18 protein-coding genes and 1 pseudogene are annotated in these 19219 nt (G+C 54.4%); 15 read left to right on the plus strand and 4 right to left on the minus strand.

Annotated features, from left to right (window positions below; translation table 11 throughout):
* Positions 1–14 precede the first annotated feature (14 nt).
* From AC2IBB_RS06535 to AC2IBB_RS06560, 6 genes are read left to right on the plus strand one after another with little or no spacing between them, the layout of a single operon-like run.
* A complete protein-coding gene (locus AC2IBB_RS06535) occupies positions 15–1736 on the plus strand; it encodes a peptide ABC transporter substrate-binding protein (RefSeq protein WP_486332093.1) in 1722 nt (573 codons plus the stop codon).
* Positions 1737–1793: 57 nt separating this feature from the next.
* Positions 1794–2714, plus strand: a complete 921-nt coding sequence (gene oppB / locus AC2IBB_RS06540; RefSeq protein ID WP_486332094.1) for an oligopeptide ABC transporter permease OppB — start codon at positions 1794–1796, stop codon at positions 2712–2714.
* 42 nt (positions 2715–2756) lie between these two features.
* Positions 2757–3680 carry an ABC transporter permease subunit gene (locus tag AC2IBB_RS06545; protein WP_011395082.1) on the plus strand — a complete coding sequence of 308 codons (924 nt, stop codon included), beginning with the start codon at positions 2757–2759 and terminating at the stop codon, positions 3678–3680.
* 10 nt (positions 3681–3690) lie between these two features.
* Positions 3691–4725, plus strand: coding sequence for an oligopeptide/dipeptide ABC transporter ATP-binding protein (locus tag AC2IBB_RS06550; protein WP_486332095.1), 1035 nt, complete (start codon positions 3691–3693; stop codon positions 4723–4725).
* Between the two features lie 55 nt (positions 4726–4780).
* On the plus strand, positions 4781–5773 hold the full coding sequence (locus tag AC2IBB_RS06555) for an oligopeptide/dipeptide ABC transporter ATP-binding protein (RefSeq protein ID WP_486332096.1): 993 nt from the start codon (positions 4781–4783) through the stop codon (positions 5771–5773).
* Positions 5774–5817: 44 nt separating this feature from the next.
* Positions 5818–6957 (plus strand): AraC family transcriptional regulator, encoded by a 1140-nt coding sequence (locus AC2IBB_RS06560; protein WP_486332097.1) that lies wholly within the window; start codon positions 5818–5820, stop codon positions 6955–6957.
* 11 nt (positions 6958–6968) lie between these two features.
* Here the strand turns inward: AC2IBB_RS06560 and AC2IBB_RS06565 are convergent, their stop codons facing one another.
* Complete coding sequence (locus AC2IBB_RS06565; protein WP_486332098.1) at positions 6969–8723, minus strand: hypothetical protein; 1755 nt, start codon at positions 8721–8723, stop codon at positions 6969–6971.
* Between the two features lie 283 nt (positions 8724–9006).
* Here AC2IBB_RS06565 and AC2IBB_RS06570 point away from each other — a divergent pair, with 283 nt between their 5' ends.
* The 6 genes from AC2IBB_RS06570 to AC2IBB_RS06595 all read left to right on the plus strand — a co-directional run bounded on the left by AC2IBB_RS06570 (position 9007) and on the right by AC2IBB_RS06595 (position 17193).
* Positions 9007–10977 (plus strand): methyl-accepting chemotaxis protein, encoded by a 1971-nt coding sequence (locus tag AC2IBB_RS06570; protein ID WP_486332099.1) that lies wholly within the window; start codon positions 9007–9009, stop codon positions 10975–10977.
* A gap of 417 nt (positions 10978–11394) precedes the next feature.
* On the plus strand, positions 11395–12876 hold the full coding sequence (locus AC2IBB_RS06575; protein ID WP_486332100.1) for a glycoside hydrolase family 19 protein: 1482 nt from the start codon (positions 11395–11397) through the stop codon (positions 12874–12876).
* Between the two features lie 29 nt (positions 12877–12905).
* A complete protein-coding gene (locus tag AC2IBB_RS06580) occupies positions 12906–16046 on the plus strand; it encodes a chitinase C-terminal domain-containing protein (protein WP_486332101.1) in 3141 nt (1046 codons plus the stop codon).
* 337 nt (positions 16047–16383) lie between these two features.
* Positions 16384–16611 (plus strand): helix-turn-helix domain-containing protein, encoded by a 228-nt coding sequence (locus tag AC2IBB_RS06585; RefSeq protein ID WP_238384971.1) that lies wholly within the window; start codon positions 16384–16386, stop codon positions 16609–16611.
* Positions 16608–16868: a hypothetical protein gene (locus tag AC2IBB_RS06590; RefSeq protein ID WP_486332102.1), complete on the plus strand. Its 261-nt coding sequence runs from the start codon at positions 16608–16610 to the stop codon at positions 16866–16868. Before AC2IBB_RS06585 ends, AC2IBB_RS06590 begins: the two co-directional genes overlap by 4 nt.
* A gap of 28 nt (positions 16869–16896) precedes the next feature.
* The gene (locus AC2IBB_RS06595) at positions 16897–17193 is read left to right on the plus strand and encodes a HipA domain-containing protein (protein ID WP_486332103.1); all 297 of its coding nucleotides are present in this window, start codon (positions 16897–16899) and stop codon (positions 17191–17193) included.
* Positions 17194–17274: 81 nt separating this feature from the next.
* On the opposite strand, the gene AC2IBB_RS06600 is transcribed toward AC2IBB_RS06595, so the two are convergent.
* On the minus strand, positions 17275–17397 hold the full coding sequence (locus AC2IBB_RS06600; protein ID WP_148212741.1) for a cyd operon YbgE family protein: 123 nt from the start codon (positions 17395–17397) through the stop codon (positions 17275–17277).
* Between the two features lie 71 nt (positions 17398–17468).
* Between AC2IBB_RS06600 and AC2IBB_RS06605 the strand changes: the two are divergent.
* The 3 genes and pseudogenes from AC2IBB_RS06605 to AC2IBB_RS06615 all read left to right on the plus strand — a co-directional run.
* Positions 17469–17513, plus strand: a pseudogene (locus tag AC2IBB_RS06605) (hypothetical protein); the annotation flags it as partial.
* 68 nt (positions 17514–17581) lie between these two features.
* Positions 17582–17686 (plus strand): helix-turn-helix domain-containing protein, encoded by a 105-nt coding sequence (locus AC2IBB_RS06610; RefSeq protein ID WP_486333926.1) that lies wholly within the window; start codon positions 17582–17584, stop codon positions 17684–17686.
* A 77-nt stretch (positions 17687–17763) separates the two neighbouring features.
* Positions 17764–17988, plus strand: a complete 225-nt coding sequence (locus AC2IBB_RS06615; RefSeq protein WP_011395094.1) for a hypothetical protein — start codon at positions 17764–17766, stop codon at positions 17986–17988.
* A 48-nt stretch (positions 17989–18036) separates the two neighbouring features.
* On the opposite strand, the gene AC2IBB_RS06620 is transcribed toward AC2IBB_RS06615, so the two are convergent.
* On the minus strand, positions 18037–18393 hold the full coding sequence (locus AC2IBB_RS06620) for a response regulator (protein WP_011395095.1): 357 nt from the start codon (positions 18391–18393) through the stop codon (positions 18037–18039).
* Positions 18393–19127 carry a hypothetical protein gene (locus AC2IBB_RS06625; protein ID WP_486332104.1) on the minus strand — a complete coding sequence of 245 codons (735 nt, stop codon included), beginning with the start codon at positions 19125–19127 and terminating at the stop codon, positions 18393–18395. The genes AC2IBB_RS06620 and AC2IBB_RS06625 overlap by 1 nt, the downstream gene beginning before the upstream one ends.
* Between the last annotated feature and the right edge of the window lie 92 nt (positions 19128–19219).

Raw genomic sequence — 19219 nt, forward strand, 5'->3', positions numbered from 1 at the left:
GTTTGCGAGTATCTATGAAAACATTACACCTGTTTGCCGGCGCGACCATGTTGGCCGCCGCCTTTACCCTGTCAGGCTGTGGCGGTTCTGGTGATGAGCCGGTTTCCGTCGCGCCAAAAGCGGAAGCCGCCCAAGTCAGTCAGATGGAGACCAGGTCGGGGGCGAAGCAACCTGGGAGCAAATCGACGCGAATGCACCCGGTCACGGGAGAGCCGTTGTCCGCGGAGCAGGTTTTGATAAGGGGTAATGGTTCGGAGCCCGGCTCCATAGATCCTCAGCTGGTGGACGACAGTGTCGGCGGCGCTATCGTCAACGATCTGTTTGAAGGCTTGACCAGCAGTGGTCCCGATGGTCAGTTGACGCCCGGGGTGGCGGAGAGCTGGAGCGCCAGCGAAGACTTTAAGACCTGGACCTTCAAGTTGCGTCAGAACGCCAAGTGGAGCGATGGCGAACCCGTCACCGCCAATGATTTCGTTTATTCCTGGAGACGCGCGGTGAATCCGGAAGTCGGCTCCAACTATGCGTACTACATGGAAGTCGCCGGCGTCGCCAACAGCACCGCCATCGTCAACGGCGAAAAACCGATTACCGATCTGGGCGTGAAAGCGCTGGACGATTACACCCTGCAGGTGTCTCTGGAAGTGCCAGTGACCTATCTGCCCATCATGGTGTCCCACTACACCACCTTTCCCTCTCCGCAGAGAACTGTGGAAAAATACAAAGGCGACTGGACCAAGCCCGGCAACATAGTCTCCAACGGCGCCTACAAGCTGAAAGAGTGGAGCGTCGGCGAGAAAATGGTCGCCGTGCGTAATGAAAATTACTGGGGCAATGCAGACACCATCGTCAACGAAGTGGTGTACCTGCCCATCGACGATACGGTCGCCGAAATGCAGCGCTTCGAAGCCGGCGAAATGCACCACACTAACACGGTGCCGGTGTCCCAGATGGAGCGTATCAAGAAAGACATGAACGACGAGCTGATCTCCGTGCCCAAGCTGGCCACCTACATGTATCAGTTCAATTTGCAGGAAAAACCCTTCGACGACGTACGCGTGCGTAAAGCGTTGAGCTACGCCATTGATCGCGACATCATCGTTAAGTACATCACCAAAGGCGGGCAAACTCCCGCATACAGCATCACGCCTCCAGAAGTGAACGGCTTCCATTACGTCGCGCCTGAAATCAGCAAATTGACCCAGGCGGAAAGAGACGCCGAAGCGATTCGTCTGCTGAACGAAGCCGGCTACAACAAAGACAACCCACTGGTATTCGACCTGGTGTACAACACCAGCGAAGGCCATAAATCCATCGCTGTAGCCATCAGCCAGATGTGGAAAGAAAAACTGGGCGCTATCGTGACGCCCACCAACATGGAATGGAAAACCTTCCTGACGGAAAAAGCCGCCGGCAACTTCAAAGTGGCCCGTTACGGCTGGAACGGCGACTATAACGAAGCCTCCACCTTCCTGACCCTGATGTTGTCCAACAGCGGCAACAATGACGGCAAGTGGAATAACGCAGAATTCGACAAACTGCTCGCGGACGCGCGCAACTCTACTGATCCAGCGCCTTTCTACGAGAAAGCGGAGCAGATCCTCACCGCAGAAATGCCCGTCGCCCCCATCTATTTTTACCGCGGCCTGCGTATGGTCAGCCCTCAGCTCGGCGGATACGCCACTAATAATCCTCTGGACATTGCTTACGCCAAAGATATGTACATCAAGGCGCAATAAGTCAGTTTTAGCCGCCTGCGCACACAGGCGGCTCTACTCTAGTGGGAAAATAAAAACATGCTGAGCTTCATCATCAGAAGATTGTTGGTGGCGATTCCTACGCTGCTGATACTCGTCACTATCTCATTTACGTTGATGCACGCCGCGCCGGGCGGACCTTTCACCAATGAGCGCAAGGTCCCGGAAGCGGTGATGAAAAACATCGAAGCCAAATACCATTTAGACCAGCCATTATGGAAACAGTATTTCTATTATCTTGGCGATCTGGTTCAAGGGGACTTGGGGCCTTCTTTCAAATACAAAGACCATACGGTCAATGAACTGATTTCAGCGAGCTTCCCCAGGTCCGCCTATATCGGGGTGCTCTCTTTCGTGATTGTCGTGGTTCTTGGTATCGGGATTGGCGTGGTGGCGGCGCTCAATCAGAACCGATGGCCCGATTACGCGGGAATGACCTTCGCCATGTCCGGGGTCATGCTGCCCAATTTTGTGCTGGCGCCGCTATGCGTCATGGTCTTTGCGGTGTATCTGAAATGGCTGCCCGCCGGCGGCTGGGAAGGGGGGCGCATCGAGTACCTGATTCTGCCCATCGTCGCCATGGCCACGTCTTATGTGGCGCAGGTCGCCCGCATCACCCGCGGCAGCATGATCGAAACCATCAACAGCACCTTTATCCAGCGCGCCCGCGCCAAGGGACTGCCGCGCAGTCATATTATTCTGCGTCACGCCCTTAAGCCCGCCATGATTCCGGTCATTTCCTATTTAGGGCCGGCGTTCGTTGGGATCGTGACCGGTTCCGTGGTGGTGGATAAAGTGTTCTCCACCGGCGGCATCGGCCAGCACTTCGTCAACGGCGCGATCAATCGCGACTATTCCCTGATTCTCGGCGTCACCATTCTGGTGGGCGCGTTGACTATTTTCTTCAACGCGTTAGTGGACATCCTCTACACCGTGCTCGACCCGCGCATCCGCTACTGATAGCGGCGAACTTAGCGAACCGGATAACAAGGAATACGAATCATGCTGTTGATGGGCAAAGACAAAGGCGTGGCGGCGATGGCCGCCAACATGGGCAAATACAAAGGCCGCAGCCTGTGGGCGGACGCGGCCAGGCGCTTCGCGCGCAACAAAGCGGCGTTGATCAGCCTGGGCGTGCTGGCGCTGCTGCTGGCGTTCTCACTTTTAGGGCACTATGCCTCAGATTGGAGCAACGAAACCATTGATTGGGGACGCTTGAGCAATATCTACGAACAGGGCCAGCCCAGCCTCGAAAATGGACACTACTTCGGCCTTGATCATGTGGGTCGCGACCTATACCAGAGAGCGGTGCAGGGCAGCCGGATCTCGTTGATGATCGGCGTGCTAGGCGCGTTTGTGGCGGTGGTTATCGGGGCCTTATACGGCGCTATATCCGGGTTTGTCGGCGGTAAAGTCGACAGCCTGATGATGCGCTTGGTGGACGTGCTCAGCGCGTTTCCGTTTATGTTTCTGGTCATCGTATTGATGGCGATTTTCGGACGCAACGTGCTGTTGATGTTCGTCGCCATCGGTGCGGTGAGCTGGTTGAACATGGCGCGTATCGTGCGGGGGCAGACTCTGAGCCTGAAGCGCAAGGAATTTATTGAGGCCGCCTTCACCGTTGGCGTGCATCCCATGGTGATTATCCTGCGTCACGTCATTCCCAACCTGCTGGGCGTTGTTATCGTTTACGCCGCACTGCTGGTGCCGGAAATGATCATGTTCGAGTCATTCATCTCTTTTCTCGGCCTGGGCGTTTCTGAACCGCAAACCTCCTGGGGCGCGCTGATTTCGGAAGGCGCTGACAACATGCGCAGCACCCCCTGGATGCTGGCGTTTCCCATGACGCTGCTGATCGCCACGCTGTTCTGCTTTAACTTCATCGGCGATGGGTTACGCGACGCATTAGATCCCAAGGGTAATTGAGGCGAAGGTTATGTCATTGTTGCAAGTAGAAAATCTAAGCGTGTCCTTCAGCACTCCCGAAGGATCGGTCAAGGCGGTCAGCGGCCTGAGCTACACCGTAGAAAAGGGCGCCACTCTGGGCATTGTCGGCGAATCCGGCTCCGGCAAGAGCCAGAGCGTGTTCGCCATCCTCGGCCTGCTGGCCAACAACGCCCAGGTGTCCGGCAGCATCAAGTTCAACGGACGCGAGCTGATTGGCCTCAGCGAGCAGGAGCTGAATCGCATCCGCTCGAAAGAAATCGGCATTATCTTTCAGGACCCAATGACCTCATTGAATCCCTTTATGCGGGTCAGCGATCAGTTGTCGGAAGTATTGATGCACCATAAAGGGATGACGAAAAAGGACGCGCTCAACGAAGCCATCCGTATGCTCGACGCGGTGCGCATTCCGCAGGCGCGGGAGCGGGTGAACATGTACCCCCATGAATTTTCGGGGGGCATGCGACAACGGGTGATGATCGCCATGTCGCTGCTTTGCAATCCACAGATGCTGATCGCGGACGAACCGACCACTGCCTTGGACGTAACGGTTCAGGCCCAGATTATGCACTTGTTGAAAGAACTGCAGCGGGAACTCAGCATATCGATCATTCTGATCACCCATGATCTGGGTATTGTCGCCGGCGCCTGCGATCACACGATGATCATGTATGGCGGGCGCATGATGGAGTACGGCTCCACTCTGGATATTTTCAAAACGCCGTCCCATCCCTATACCCAGGGACTGTTGAAAGCGATTCCCAGGCCGGATGACGAAGGCGATGAGCTTTACTCTATTCCCGGCAATCCACCGAATCTGTTGAATCCGCCAGCGGGATGCCCGTTTGCGGAGCGATGCTGTGAGGCGGGTGAACAGTGCGAGGCGCGAGTCCCTGCGCTGGAGACGTTTCCAGCATCTCGTTTGCGGGCGTGCCATAAGCCCTGGACGCCCCCGCCCAGAAAAGAGCCGCCCGCCGCCGGCGCGCGCATGGAGTTGGAGGCCGGAGTACGCGGAGATGTCGTATGAAGACGTTGCAATATAAGAACAAAGGTAATGCCGACATGATGAGAGGAGCCGCCCAATGAGCAGCGCCAACCCCATATTAAGAGTTCAGGATCTCTGCGTCCGCTTCGACTTGCCGCGTAGCGGCGTCTGGCCGTGGCGGGGAGAGGCGTTGCAACTGAAGGCGGTGAACCACATCAGCTTCGATCTGTATCCAGGGGAAATTCTCGGCATCGTAGGCGAGTCCGGATGCGGGAAGTCCACTCTGGCTCGCGCGATTCTCGGCATGCTGCAGAACGTGCAGGGCAAAGTCGTGTGGCAGGGAGAGGACATGCTCGGACTCTCGCCCTCACAGTTGCGCAAGCGACGCCAGAAGCTGCAAATGGTGTTTCAGGACCCCATCGCCTCGCTGTCCCCACGCATGACCGTGGGAGAGATCATCGCCGAGCCGTTGAAGACCCACTATCCGTCTATGTCTTCTGCGGAGCGGGAGGCGAAAGTGGTCAGCATCATGGAAACGGTCGGCCTGCACGCCAACCAGGTTAATCGTTACCCTCACGAATTCTCCGGTGGTCAATGCCAGCGCGTGGGCATCGCCCGCGCCCTGGTGCTGGAGCCGGATTTGATTATCTGCGACGAGCCGGTGTCCGCCCTGGACGTTTCCATTCAGGCGCAGATCGTCAACCTGCTGAAAAAGCTGCAGCGGGAACTGGGACTGTCGCTGATCTTCATCGCCCATGATCTTAACCTGGTGAAGTACATCAGCGATCGGGTCATGGTGTTGTATCTGGGGCATGTCATGGAAGTGGCTAACAGTCGCGATCTGTATCGGGAGCCGCTGCATCCTTATAGCAAAGCGTTGATTTCTGCGGTGCCGATTCCTGACCCGGAACTGGAACGCGGCAAGGACGTGCTGTTGCTGGAAGGGGATTTGCCGTCGCCCATCAATCCCCCGGCGGGTTGTCCTTTCGTCACCCGTTGTCCCATGGCGACGCAGGTTTGTGAAGAGACCAAACCAGAACTGCGCTCGGTAGCGGACGGCCAACGCCGTGTCGCCTGCCATCACGCGTGATCATAAGGACGTAATCAAGTTTTAGTTGTTGTAAGGAAGTGTCTATGTCGTTCGTAAAACAGGGTGTTGAGCCATCTATCCACTGTAGCTTCGTGTTTTCATATCTTGCTTATCTACGAGAGAGCCGGCTCGACGAGCAGGCGTTGGTGGGGGCGGTGAAGGGGCTGAGGGAGTTGTTGGACGAACGTTGCTGGGTTCCTGCGCGCATGCTCAACGAGCTCACCGCCCGGGCGCTGGCGGATACCCGCGATCCCTACATGGGGTTAAAGTTCGGGGCGGAAATCGACGCCTCGACTTATTCCATTCTAGGCTATATCGTCAGCTCTGCGCCTTCCGTGGAGCAAGCGCTGTCCGTGCTGCGCAAAGCGCAGCGGGCGGTCAGCTCCATTGGAGAGTTACAGTTGATAGTGGAAGAAGACGCCGTCACCTGTGTTTTCAAGGATAACTGGCCGCGCAAGCTCATGCTGGACCATCTGGTGGAGGCGTTCATCAGTTGCTGGAAGGCCCTGGGCAGCCGTATCTCCGGCATCAAGGCGCGGGCGACGTTGGTCACCTTCAGGCATGCGCCAGTGGGCGACCCGGTGCAGTATGAGAAAGAACTGGGCTGTCGGGTAAGCTTTCACAGCCCGGTGGATTCCGTGCGCTTTTCCCTGGAAGGCGTTAACCGCGACACGCTTTGCGTGGGCGACAGTCTGGTTTTCGAAGCCTTGAAAGAGCGCCTGCTGAAAATGCTCGGGCCGGGCTCGCACAATGTCTCCGCCCAGGTCAATCGGGTATTGGCGGAACTGCCGGGGGAGCTGTTTCCCAGTATGGAAATGGTGGCGTCCCGACTGGGCATGGAGCCCATTGAGCTGGGCAAACAGCTGAAAAGCGAGCACGCCAGCTTCCGCACATTACTGGACCGTCGTAAATTCATGCAGACCCTGACGCTGATGCAGACCACCAAACTCGACCTCGCCGCCATTGCAGCGCAGGTCGGTTTCTCTGAACAAAGCGCCTTAAGCCGCGCCTTCCAACGCTGGACCGGCATGCCCCCGGCGCAATACCGGGAGATACTGCAGCGGCAGGAACACTGGCTGCGGCGTCAGCGAACGAATGGTCTGGCAGGCGCGCCGCTCGCTGACGTGCCTTTAAACCCCCTCCGCAATGACAAAACAAAGTTTATGGCGTCAGCGTTGGGATGATGTGAGTGAACCTATTCCATCCAGTTATACCCCAAACGCAGCCCAGAGATGTTGTCGTTAGTGACTTTTAGGCCAATATAGGAGATTGCAGCCCTAGAGGATTGTACGAAATAGTTAGGAGTCTGGAGATTGTGTGGGATGATCGTCTTCTCTGAATGATAGATTCGACCAAATGGGGCCTCCCCGCTGTAGTTGAGAATTCTGCTTTCAGAGTTCCATCGAGACTGGTACAACTTGATGGAGGTAAGATTATCTCTATGCGCTCCTACTCCTAAACCTGTCAATACATCGCCGTCAGGAACTTCTGCGAACAGCTCTACCCCTGAGCCACATTGTTTGTAGTGCGTCTTGCCGAGAGTATTGTCAGCATTTATGGTTCGGTAGGCTATTTTTATTCCTCTTACGTTATCGTTTCTAACTCTGGCGCCAAACCCTGTGATCACAGAGCCTGCGGGGGCCTGGCAGCTCAGCTCCATTGGATGAGTGTCGCCAATGTAAACTGTGCCTGGGTAGACGGAAGCAGGCTTTAACGGCAAGGATACTGGTATAAGGTTAGCGATAGTATTGATGGATGAAGCGTAGCAAGCTTCCTGCGCTGCCTTACATATCGAGATAGCTTCACTCAACATGTTTATATTATGGTCGACGTCACTTAGCGCCTGATCATAGTCCTGAAAATAGCTTTCCCAGTGCTCGTTGACTATCCCGTCAATATTTTGATAAAGCAAAGCGCTAAGGGCCATCTTATATTCAAATTGCTTTTTCCAGTTAGTTGCTAGTTTACTACGGGCTGTATATAAGTCGTACTCTGGAAGACTGCCTCCGATATTAATATCGACTGGAAATCTATAATAATGGTCAGAGTCAATTTCTGTAACAATTGGCTTCATTTGAAAGGTGTCCAGTGCGCCGGCTTTAACATACTCCTCTGCGGTATTCATCAGCGCATGACACTTATTAGTATTGCCGCCATTAACCAGACAGTCCTTTGGCTCTTTTAATAAGTTCTCTACCTCCGAAAGCAGCTCTTTGTCTCCGCCTCGTTGCAGGACGCTTGTGGTTATATTTATATTAGGACTGAGTTTCGCTGTCTGTTGGTCTATCCAGCCTTTTAAAGTATCGGAATCAACATGGCTATAATTCCCTGGCGCACTTGCTTCGGCATGAGCCGCCATTTTTTGATTGGGAAAGTCCAAACGCACTGCAAAGTAGAAGCGACCGCCAATCTTGGCATAGTTTATCAGGTTATCGCCGCAGCGCTTCACAAACTCGTCACTGGACTGCAACCGCGCCTGTTCGCCAACTTCATTAATCTTGGGCGATGAACTATTAACCTCTAGTTTTATCCAGCTAGAGTTATATTCTGCGCTCGCCAGGAATGTCAGACTGGTGGGGGTTGGATGTATAAATTCCAGGAATTGCTTGATTTCTTCTTGTGATTCACCAGCGCCAAGAAGTTCGCCTGTCGATGCTTGAAATAATTCTTCAGGCGCTTTTTCCAGTAACGTGAAGCCCAACTTGCGGATAGGACGTTGTTTGATTCCGTTAATATCATGTACGACCAACTCTCCGCTAAAGCAAACCTCTTTTAGCTCTCCGGTCCGTAATACTTTTCCTCGACCCAAAACGCCGCTCAGAGTATTCATCGTTTCATTATTTAAAAGATCTTTGGCTGGGGTGGGATCAGCAAAAGAATAGCTGGATAGCGCTATCATCGAGATTGCCAATAAGGCTTTACGGGTTGTTGGTATTAATGGTTCAGACATATTTTCTTCCTGCTGAAAATCAAGAGCGGTTATATAAGCCTACTTGCGGATGTGTTCACGGTCGCCACTGAGGAAAGGAGTATTCCTGCCCGCAAGGAGGGGGGACTGTAGTCGCCACTGCCTTAACAAAAGCTGAATAGGAGTATTGATTGCCTGCGTTCATGGCTGAATAAGCGCATGAGCGTAGCGGATAGTCTATTGTTAAAGACGTTGCGGCCGCTTTGAGCGTCCGCGCGTCAGATTATCGGCCTTGATGGATATTCCCCAGCGGACGGAGTTGCCCATGAAACTCAATTTCTTTCAAAAGCTTATATTACTGGTGGCTCCTGCTGTCGCCTGCCTGTTGATACTGGCCTATATGATTATCTCTGACTCGTTGCGGGAATATCGGCATGCGGATGATCTCACCTATATGGTGGCGCTGGCGGGGAAAAGCAGTTTTCTGACCCACGAATTGCAAAAAGAACGCGGGGCCAGCGCGGGCTATCTGGGGTCGGGAGGCAAGGCGTTCAGCGATACGCTAAAAGAACAGCGCGCTCTGACGGACCAGCGTCGTTCTGAATTATCCGCCTTTCTGGAAAAACATCGCGCTATGATCGTCAGGCCGCAACTGCTGGCGCTGATGAAAACCGTCGATGACTTGATGGCGCAAATGCCGCAGATCCGGCAACGGGTAGACAGCCTGAATATTCCCGCCGCAGAAGCCATCGGCTACTACACCAGGATTAACGCTCTGCTGCTTTCCTCCGCGGCCACTGTCGCCGATGACGCGGTGACGCCTCAGATCAGCTCGGCGCTGATGGCTTATTACAATTTTCTGCAGGGCAAGGAACGGGCGGGAATCGAGCGCGCCGTGCTCAGCAATACCTTCGCGGCGGGAAGTTTTGCGCCTGGGAACTATGAAAGGTTTATACGGCTGGTGAGCGAACAAAATGTTTACCTGGAAACCTTCGATCAATTCGCCCAGCCTGAACAGGTTGAGTATCGCAAGCGCACGCTGCAAAGCGATGCGGCGGAGCAGGTGGAGCGGTACCGCAGCCTTGCGTTGAATGGTGAGTTGCAGCAGGACGCGGCGGACTGGTTCAAACAGGCCACTGGGCGCATCAATTTGCTGAAAAACATAGAAGACCGGCTCACGGATGATGTTCTGGCGCTGGCCGAGCAGGTTAAGAGCGATGATCTGAGTTTGCTATGGTGGAACTGTGTGTTCACCCTTGTCTCCCTGAGTGTGGTGGCGGGCATGGCGGCTTTTCTGACAAATGGAGTGCGCAAGCAGGTGAGTAGTTTGATGGAGACCATGCGCGCCGTATCCATTCGCAAGGATTTGCGCAGCCGTGCGAAAGTTCTGGCGGGAGATGAACTGGGGGAAATCGCCGGTCTGTTGAACGACATGTTGGATAATTTCCGCAACGCGGTGCACCGGATCTCCTCGTGCAGCGGACAGCTGGCCTCAGTGGCGGAGGAAAGCGCCGTGACGGTGGCCACCACAGCGGATAGTCTGGGAACGCAGAAGCAGGATACGCTCATGGTCGCCTCCGCTGTTGAGGAGATGAGCGCATCCATCAAAGAGGTCGCAGAGAACACGTCCAGCGCCTCAAGCGCAGCCAGCTCCGCTGATACTCAGGTGAATAAAGCCAATCGCCTGATTTCGGATGCGGCGGCGACCATCGATACCGTCGCGGCGCAGGTAGACGAGGCGTCCGCCTCCATTCGCAGTTTACGCGACAGCAGCGAACGCATTTTCCAGGTGGTGGATGTGATCAAGAGCATCGCTGAACAGACTAATCTATTGGCCCTGAACGCCGCCATTGAAGCCGCTCGCGCCGGTGAGCAAGGACGGGGGTTCGCCGTGGTGGCGGACGAAGTGCGTTCGCTGGCGCAACGCACCCAGAGTTCAACCACGGAAATTGAAGACATGATCCGGGCTTTCCAGGACGAAAGCGGCCGTGCGGTGTTGAAAGTGGAGGCGAGCAAAGATTCCGTCAACAAAAGCGTGGTAGGCGCAGGCGAAGTGCGCAAGGTGCTGGATGACGTGTTGACGGCGATCCACGATATCAATCAACGCGCCTTGCAGATTGCGGCGGCGGTAGAGCAGCAGGCGCAGGCCAGCGGCGATATCGCCTCCAAGATGCAATCGATTGGCGAAAAGTCTCAGGTTGCTGCGGATGCGGGGGATCAAATCTCCGCCGCCGCCGGCGAGCAAAGTCGTCTGGCGGACGAACTCAAAACTCTTTCCACTGCATTTCAGGTGTAATCTTTCAGAATAAAAAAGCATAAGAGGCAGGGCCTCTTATGCCCGTCGCTTTGTTTTCCCTACTAACTCGCCTCAAATAAATAACGATTCCCCTAAGTTAAAACCAAATAAAACAAACTGTTGCGTATTGACTTTCGGCCTTGGCGGCCACTCACTTCATCCGCCAAATTGCATAGAAAAAATACCTTTCTGGATGATACCAATTCGTGTACTAATATATACCATTGAGATACCAATAATAAGTAATCTCATGTGGTAGGTAGGTCCATTGATATAAGTGGTACGGTATAGGCGGTCCAATATAGCCCTAACGAGGCGTGCAAGGCGCAGCCCAGTAAACCGGCCTGGGCCGCTTATTACAAAAATCCAATAAGGAGTCCCGTAAACGCCGGGACGTTTTGCCTCAAGGAAATAACTATGCGTACTCAATTTAGATTCGGAATGGGGATATTAGCCTCTGTTTTCTGTCTATCCAGCGCAGTGGTCATGGCTGCTGTGCCGGAGTGGAAAAGCAACGCCGTTTATCAGGGCGGCGATCAGGCGCACACCGCCAATACGATTTATCAGGCCAGATATTGGACCCAGGGAGATGATCCCGCCGCCTCGGGAGAGTGGGGCCCCTGGAAGCAAGTGGGACCTTGCGACGCCTCCTGCAGCGGTGGCGACAGCCCCGGCGATGGAGGCGATAATCCGGGAGATGGCGACGACAGCGCCAGCGATCTGCCGCAACCTCTACCGGGCGGCGGCTACAGCATGAAAGCCTCTGCGCTGGACGCAGCGGAAGCCAGCCTCACTGATACGCCTCTCTTCAACAAAGTCAAAGATTCCGTCAAAACCCAGGACAACAGCGTCGTAGAGGCGGTTGTTCCCGGCGCGGCTTCCAACCCGGCCAACGTCAAGCGGGTGGAGAGCATCATCTCCGACGCCCAGTTTGAAGATACCTTCCCGCAACGCCATGAGTCCTACACCTATACCCGCTTCCTAAGGGCGGTCGCAAAGTTCGAAGGCTTCTGCTCAACTTATGACGATGGCCGCGACAGCGACGCCATCTGCCGTAAATCCCTGGCGACCATGTTCGCTCACTTCACGCAGGAAACCGGCGGTCATGACGGCAATTCCTCCATACCTGAATGGCGTCAAGGCCTGGTGTTCGTTAGAGAAGCCGGGTGCGACGCCAATAACTCAGGATGCGGTTACAACGCGGAATGTAGTCCAGACACCTGGCAGGGCAAAACCTGGCCCTGCGGTAAAGACGCCAGCGGCGACTATCTGAAGTACTTTGGCCGTGGCGCCAAACAGCTCAGTTACAACTATAACTATGGTCCCTTCTCGCAGGCCATGTTCGGTGACGTGAGAGTGCTGTTGAACGATCCGGAAAAAGTCGCTGATACCTGGCTGAATCTGGCTTCCGCCGTATTTTTCTTTGTTTATCCCGCGTCTCCCAAGCCCAGCATGTTGCATGTGGTGGATGGAACCTGGGCCCCTAACGCCCATGATGCGCAGTCGGGTATCAAACCGGGGTTCGGCGCCACGACCAATATCATCAACGGCGGCATTGAGTGCGGCCACGGGTATGAGAAGCCGCAGTCGGTCAATCGTATTGACTACTACCGCAACCACGCAGAGGCGCTCAGCGTCCCCATTGGCGCTGGCGAAGAGCTGGGCTGTAAAGATCAGAAAAGCTTCGACACTCAGGGCTCCGGCGCATTGCAGGTGTACTGGGATCAGGATTGGGGTTACTACCCGGACATGCCCGAAGGCAAATCTTTCGCCTGCAAGCTGGTCGGCTATCAGACCCCGTACTTCGCGCTGGCGCAAGGCGACTATCGCCGCTGCGTGGAGAACTTTTTCGACGTCACCGTGGTGACTGATGAAAAACAACAAACAGCGGGACAATGAAGCCCGCGACCGTAAAAGGACTGTAAATTATGAAAATGAAATTGCTGACCGCCACCTTGATTGCTGCGGGAGCCCTCAGTCAATCGGCGTTCGCCTATGATTGTGCGGGTCTTTCCGACTGGGACAGCGGCGCCGTATACACCGGCGGCGCGAAAGTGAAGCACAAAAACAGCGCTTATGAGGCGGCCTACTGGTCGCAGGGCGCTGATCCTGAAACTCATTCCGGCGACTGGCAGGAATGGAAGCCCCTGGGGCAGTGCGACGACGGCGGCCCTGTTGATAACAAACCGCCCAGCGTGACGTTGACAGCGCCTAAGTCCGGCTCTGAATACGCCGTCGGCGACATTGTCATGTTATCCGCAGACGCGTCCGATGAGGACGGCTCCGTCGCCAAAGTGACCTTTATGGTGAATGACGAAGTGGTCGGTGAGGACGACAGCGCGCCTTATTCCGTAGAGTGGAAAGCGGAGCTGGGCGAGCACACTGTCAGCGCTACTGCAGTGGACGACGACGATGCGGACGCGACGTCCGGCAAGGCCAGCATTAAAGTCTCCGACGATGATACGCCGCCGGACAACAAGGCGCCGACCGCCAGCGTCACTTCCCCGAAAGCAGGGGAAGAGTTCAATGTGGACGACCGCGTTAATATCAGCGTCGACGCGACCGATGAAGACGGCTCTGTAAGCAAGGTGGAGTTCTATGTAGACAACGCCTTGATCGGCGAAGACGACGCGGCGCCCTATGAAATGGACTGGAAAGCCGAGTCCGGCGCGCACCGTATTTCGGCCAAGGCGATTGATGACAAAGGCCTGGGCGGCATGGCTCCGGCAGTCGCTATCAAAGTGAATGGCGGAACCGACCCTGGCGGTGAAGACTGTCGTCCGGAAGGTCTGTATCAGACGCCAGGCGTTGATGTGCCGTACTGCAGTATCTACGACGAAAACGGCCGTGAAAAAATGGGCGCAGATCATCCTCGCCGCATCATCGGTTACTTCACGTCCTGGCGCACTGGCAAGAATGGCGCACCCTCTTATCTCGCCAGCGATATTCCCTGGGAGAAGCTGACCCACATTAACTACGCTTTTGCTCATGTAGACGGAAACAACAAGATTTCCGTGGGCAATGTGAACAACCCGGAAAACGCCGCCACCGGCCTGACCTGGGATGGCGTGGAAGGCGCGGAAATGGACCCAAGTTATTCTTACAAGGGCCACTTCAACCTGTTGAACAAGTTCAAGAAACAGCATCCGAATGTGAAGACCCTGATCTCTGTCGGCGGCTGGGCGGAAACCGGCGGTTATTTCGATGAAGACGGCAAGCGCGTCGACAGCGGCGGTTTCTACACCATGACCACCAACGCGGATAACAGCATCAACCAGCAGGGCATCAACACCTTCGCCGATTCAGTGGTGGCGTTCCTGCGCTCCTATGGCTTTGACGGGGTGGATATCGACTACGAATATCCCACCAGCATGAATGACGCCGGCAACCCGGATGATTTCTCCATCGCCAACGCCCGACGCGCCGGTTTGATGGCTTCCTACGTGGAACTGATGAAAACCCTGCGTGAGAAGCTGGACGCCGCTTCGGCGGAAGACGGCAAGCACTACATGCTGACCATCGCCTCACCCTCTTCAGGTTACCTGTTGCGGGGCATGGAAGTGATGCAGATCACGCCGTATCTGGACTACGTCAACATCATGACTTACGACCTGCACGGCGCCTGGAACCAGTTCGTCGGCCCCAACGCGGCATTGTATGACACCGGCGAAGACGTAGAGCTAAAGGCGTGGAACTACTACAGCACCTCACAGTATCAGCGTATTGGTTATCTCAATACCGACTGGGCTTACAAGTATTTCCGCGGAACCATGCAGGCGGGCCGGATTAATATCGGCGTGCCGTACTACAGCCGTGGCTGGCAGGGTGTGAACGGCGGCGACAACGGGATGTGGGGCACTGCGTCTGCGCCAGACCAGAATAACTGTCCTCCTGGTACCGGAACCGGCGATAAGAACGACTGCGGCCATGGCGCTGTGGGTATCGACAACATCTGGCATGACCTGGACAAACAGGGCAATGAGATGGGCGCCGGCTCCAACCCGCTGTGGCACGCCAAGAACCTGGCGGAAGGCGTAGCGGGCAGCTATATCGCGGATTATGGCCTTGACCCGGCCAACGATCCTACTGATGTGCTGACCGGCTCCTACAGCCGTCACTATGACGCGACTGCAGTGGCGCCCTGGTTGTGGAATGCGGAAAAACGGGTGTTCCTGTCTATCGAAGACGAGGAGTCCATTGGCGTTAAGGCTGATTACGTGGTTGATAACGGCATCGGCGGCGTCATGTTCTGGGAGCTGGCCGGCGACTACGACTGGAACGAGGACAAGGGCGAGTACTTCATGGGCGACACCCTGACCACCCAGTTCTACGACGCATTCAAAAACGCGGCTCCTTACGGTGATCAGGTCGGCTCCGATGTGCCGGCGACCAGTCTGGACATCAAGTACAGCATCAGCGGCTTCAAGTTGGGCGATCAGAACTACCCGATCAACCCCAAACTGAAGATCACCAACAACTCGGGGCAGACCATCCCTGGCGGAACCACCTTTGAGTTCAATGTGCCCACGGCGATTCCCGACACCATCAGCGATCAGAGCGGCGTAGGCCTGAAAGTTATCGCCAGCGGCGCTAACAGCTCCGGCAACAACATTGGCGGCCTGGAGAACGATCACCATAAGGTGGCGTTCACCCTGAAAAACTATCAGGCCCTGGCGGACGGTGAGAGCATGGACATCACGCTCAACTACCACCTGCCGATGTCGACGCCTTCCAGCTGGAGAGTGAAAATCGGCGGCGCCACCTTCGCCCTGAAACAAGAGCATCCGGAACTGCCCGCAGGCTCTTTGGACGGCGGCGATAATGGCGATGGCAGAGACGACGGTGGTGATGATGGCGGTAACGACGGCGGCTCCTGCGCCGACGCCAACGTCGATCCCAGCAAAGTGAACGTCTATCCCAACTGGACCCAGAGCGACTGGCAGGGCAATCCCAACCACGCGGGCACAGGCGACCTGATGTCCCACAACAAGGTCGTCTACCGCGCAGGCTGGTGGACCCAATCCACCCCAGGCAGCGACGGCAGCTGGACCCTGGTGTGCCGCTTCTAAACTAAACCCACCCAGTCCGCCCCTTTAATCGGGGGCGGACTCAGTACCATCCCGCCTTGTAGCTTAACGGCCTTTCCTTTTGAACCAGTTATTGGCGCTAATGGCTGGCGCGATTCCAATTCAGTATTCTGAGACTTATGGTTATCTTTTTCTGAGAATTTGGTAGCTTTAGTGGTCAAAAATCTTCTTTGCTATATCCTTTTGTGGTTCCTATAATTATCAAATTACCACCTTTTGATAACTGTAGTGATCACTCGATATGCTTGGTGAGAAAAGAAGCGCTATTGTTTTTCCCAAGAACCAAAAGGTTCTCTCCCAGTTAGGTGAGAACATAAAGTTGGCCAGAAAGCGCAGAAACTATACTCAGACTCTGATTTCCGAGCGGACTGGGCTCAGCCGGTTAACCATTCGCAGAATCGAGCAAGGAGACGCCAAAGTGTCTATGGGGCATTATGTGGCTGTATTAGGCGTACTGGGATTAGTAGAGGACTTGGTGAAAGTGGCCAGTGACGATGAATTGGGGCGCAAGCTACAGGATATTAAGCTTCTGAGTAAGCAAAAATGAACACTGAAGTCTTTGTATTTGCTGACTGGGAGGAATTCGATGAACCGGTTTTGGTTGGGAGACTCCGCTCTACTGTCACCAAGAATAGAGAGCATTTCAGCTTTCATTATGATGAGGGGTGGCTGAAGCTTCCCAGCGCACAGCAAATAGACCCTGACCTCCATTTGTTCTCTGGCGAGCAACATAGCTCAAACTCAAATAACTTTCGCGCATTTCTGGACTCTTGTCCTGATCGTTGGGGACGCTTGCTGATTTAACATTGCGATTTCCAATGCGGATGATCACTTGCGTAACCATGGGTTTATCTATCAAAAGGGGGGATGGGTTTTATCTCCGGCTTACGATATTAATCCTGTTACACCCTCTAATGGACTGCATTTGAATATTACTGATAATGACAATAGCCTGGACTACGACTTAGCGGTGGATGTGATCGACTTTTTTCGACTAAGCGTCAGTGAAGCGAATGCGATAAAAGATGAAGTGCTGCACAGCGTTAGTCAGTGGGAATCGGTGGCTAAAAACATCGGTATCAGCCGAGCTGATCGACAAATAATGGCTTCAGCGTTCAATGTTGGATAAAAGAGTCGCGGTTCTCTAACCAGATTCAAGCCCGCCTGAGCAGGCTTTTTCTGCGTCTCTCTTACAAGAGCTTCCAAACGCTCACATCACCCACAAGTACACGCATAACGCCATCACTGGCCAACCTACGTAAGGGGCCAGCGTCCAGCGCCAGATCGTCAGGTAGGGTACGTAGCCGACGCCCCACAGGAAGAGCGTCAGCAGGTCGTGTTTGAGTTGGCGGCGATGAGCTCGATCCGCCCCGGCATCTGCTCGATAGTCTCAACAAACAACGTATTCTTCACTTTGCAGAAAATGCGGAGTATTGGCTGCGGAGACAGTCCTTTCCCGGTAACATCCGTGAATTGCGCAACCGGGCTGAACAGGCGATGAGGCTGAGCGTCGTTATCTGCAAAGCGTCTTCGACCGACGCAGGGGCGACAATGCATCTCTGGCCAGACTGCTCGGCGTTAGTGAAAGAACGTTATATCGAAAAATCAGGATGTTGAAATAGGGACTGTGAATGCCCCTCCGATGGCTGGCGAGGACATCAGGCATCGGAAGTAAAGCGAGTAAAAAGGGAGTATAAGAATGGGCGCCTTTCTTCGAAGGCTGTTTGCAATATCGATGATTGTTCTGGGTGGAATACTTTTCCTGTGGGGAGCGTCCGACTTGTTCACGGTGAAGAGCATCATGGGCGATAAATTTGTCGCAAGCGGGAAAGATAGCGCGGAGGCGCTTGTCATTCTTCTTTTGGGAATGGCTTCTATCGTGTATGGCGTCTTCGATATCAAGCTAACGAGAAGCCAGGTGTAATAATTTGAGTGCGATCTGTGGAATCGCTATGGCGTTTCACTTAGCCGCTTATATAGGGCGTTCTAAAACCTGCTCTATTATTTCCCTGATTTTACTGAACTCCATTTTCCCGCAAACCGCGTCAGCGCCCGCCTTCTGAATTTTCGCGTTACCCTGCGCATGAGATGACGCCGCGATGATTTTCAGTTGGGGAAAGCGCTCACGAATCACTCGCGTGACTTCATCGCCTTTGCAGTCATCCAGGTCGAAATCAACCAGCGCCAGATCAAAGCGTTGTGATTCCAGTGCGGCCAACACGGACGCCATATCCGGCGCCACGGTGATCTCACAGTCCGATAAAAAGACATCCTGCGCTGAGGCGGCGAAGACGGGGTGATTTTCGATATATAGTATGCGGGTTTTCATTAAGTATATTGCGTCGATGATGGTTCGGACGAAGCGCTGTCAGGCACGCTGTTCAGTCTCTTTCTCAATTCTTCCAATAATAAGTTTCTTTTGCTCAACACGGATATCAACAGAAGCGACAGGAAGCTCAATAGAAGCATGCTGATGATTGCGCTGACGTGATTGCTTACCGGGAAAAATAGATTGATCAGCAGCCACATAAACGCTGCGCCAAGTATAAAACCTTTTATCCCTCCCGATGGAGAGCCAGCAATCTTCCGTATGAGTTCGTCATTGCTCAGTGTATCGAGCGGCTTGCTGAGGCGCTCTATCCAGCGGTCAATGAGCGTGTGGGGGAGAAGTCTGGCTGGCTTGTTTGGCTCATTTGCGTGCTTGGATACGCGGGCGCAGAAAATAATAGTGACCAGATATATCAGATAGGCCGCTAGCCCGTACGCGATCAGCCGTTCGGCGTTCAATGTTTGGTCTGACGCCTGAAAGATAAAATAAGCGCAGGCTTCCAATAACAGGCAATAGCCTGCGCCCAACACCGCGAAGGCGCCGAGCTCCGCCTTGGCGAGAGGCTTTCCACTGACTTTACAGTAATAGTGCGCGCTCAATACCGCGCTAACCATCGCGCAGGAAAACAAGCCCAACTCCACAAAGGCGTAAAAGAGCAGAACAATGATCGGAGCTAACGCCAAAATAGAGAGTGCGAATAAAGCCAATGCAAGAAGTAAGGGATGAGATTTCATTCTGATCGCGCCTCAAAACAGAGCCTATGAAGAAACAGGGTAGTCATAGTTTCCTATGGCGCCCACTTCTTCGCGTCTAGCTATCCTGGCGA

It is taken from the genome of Hahella sp. NS-SX17 (genome assembly GCF_057367735.1).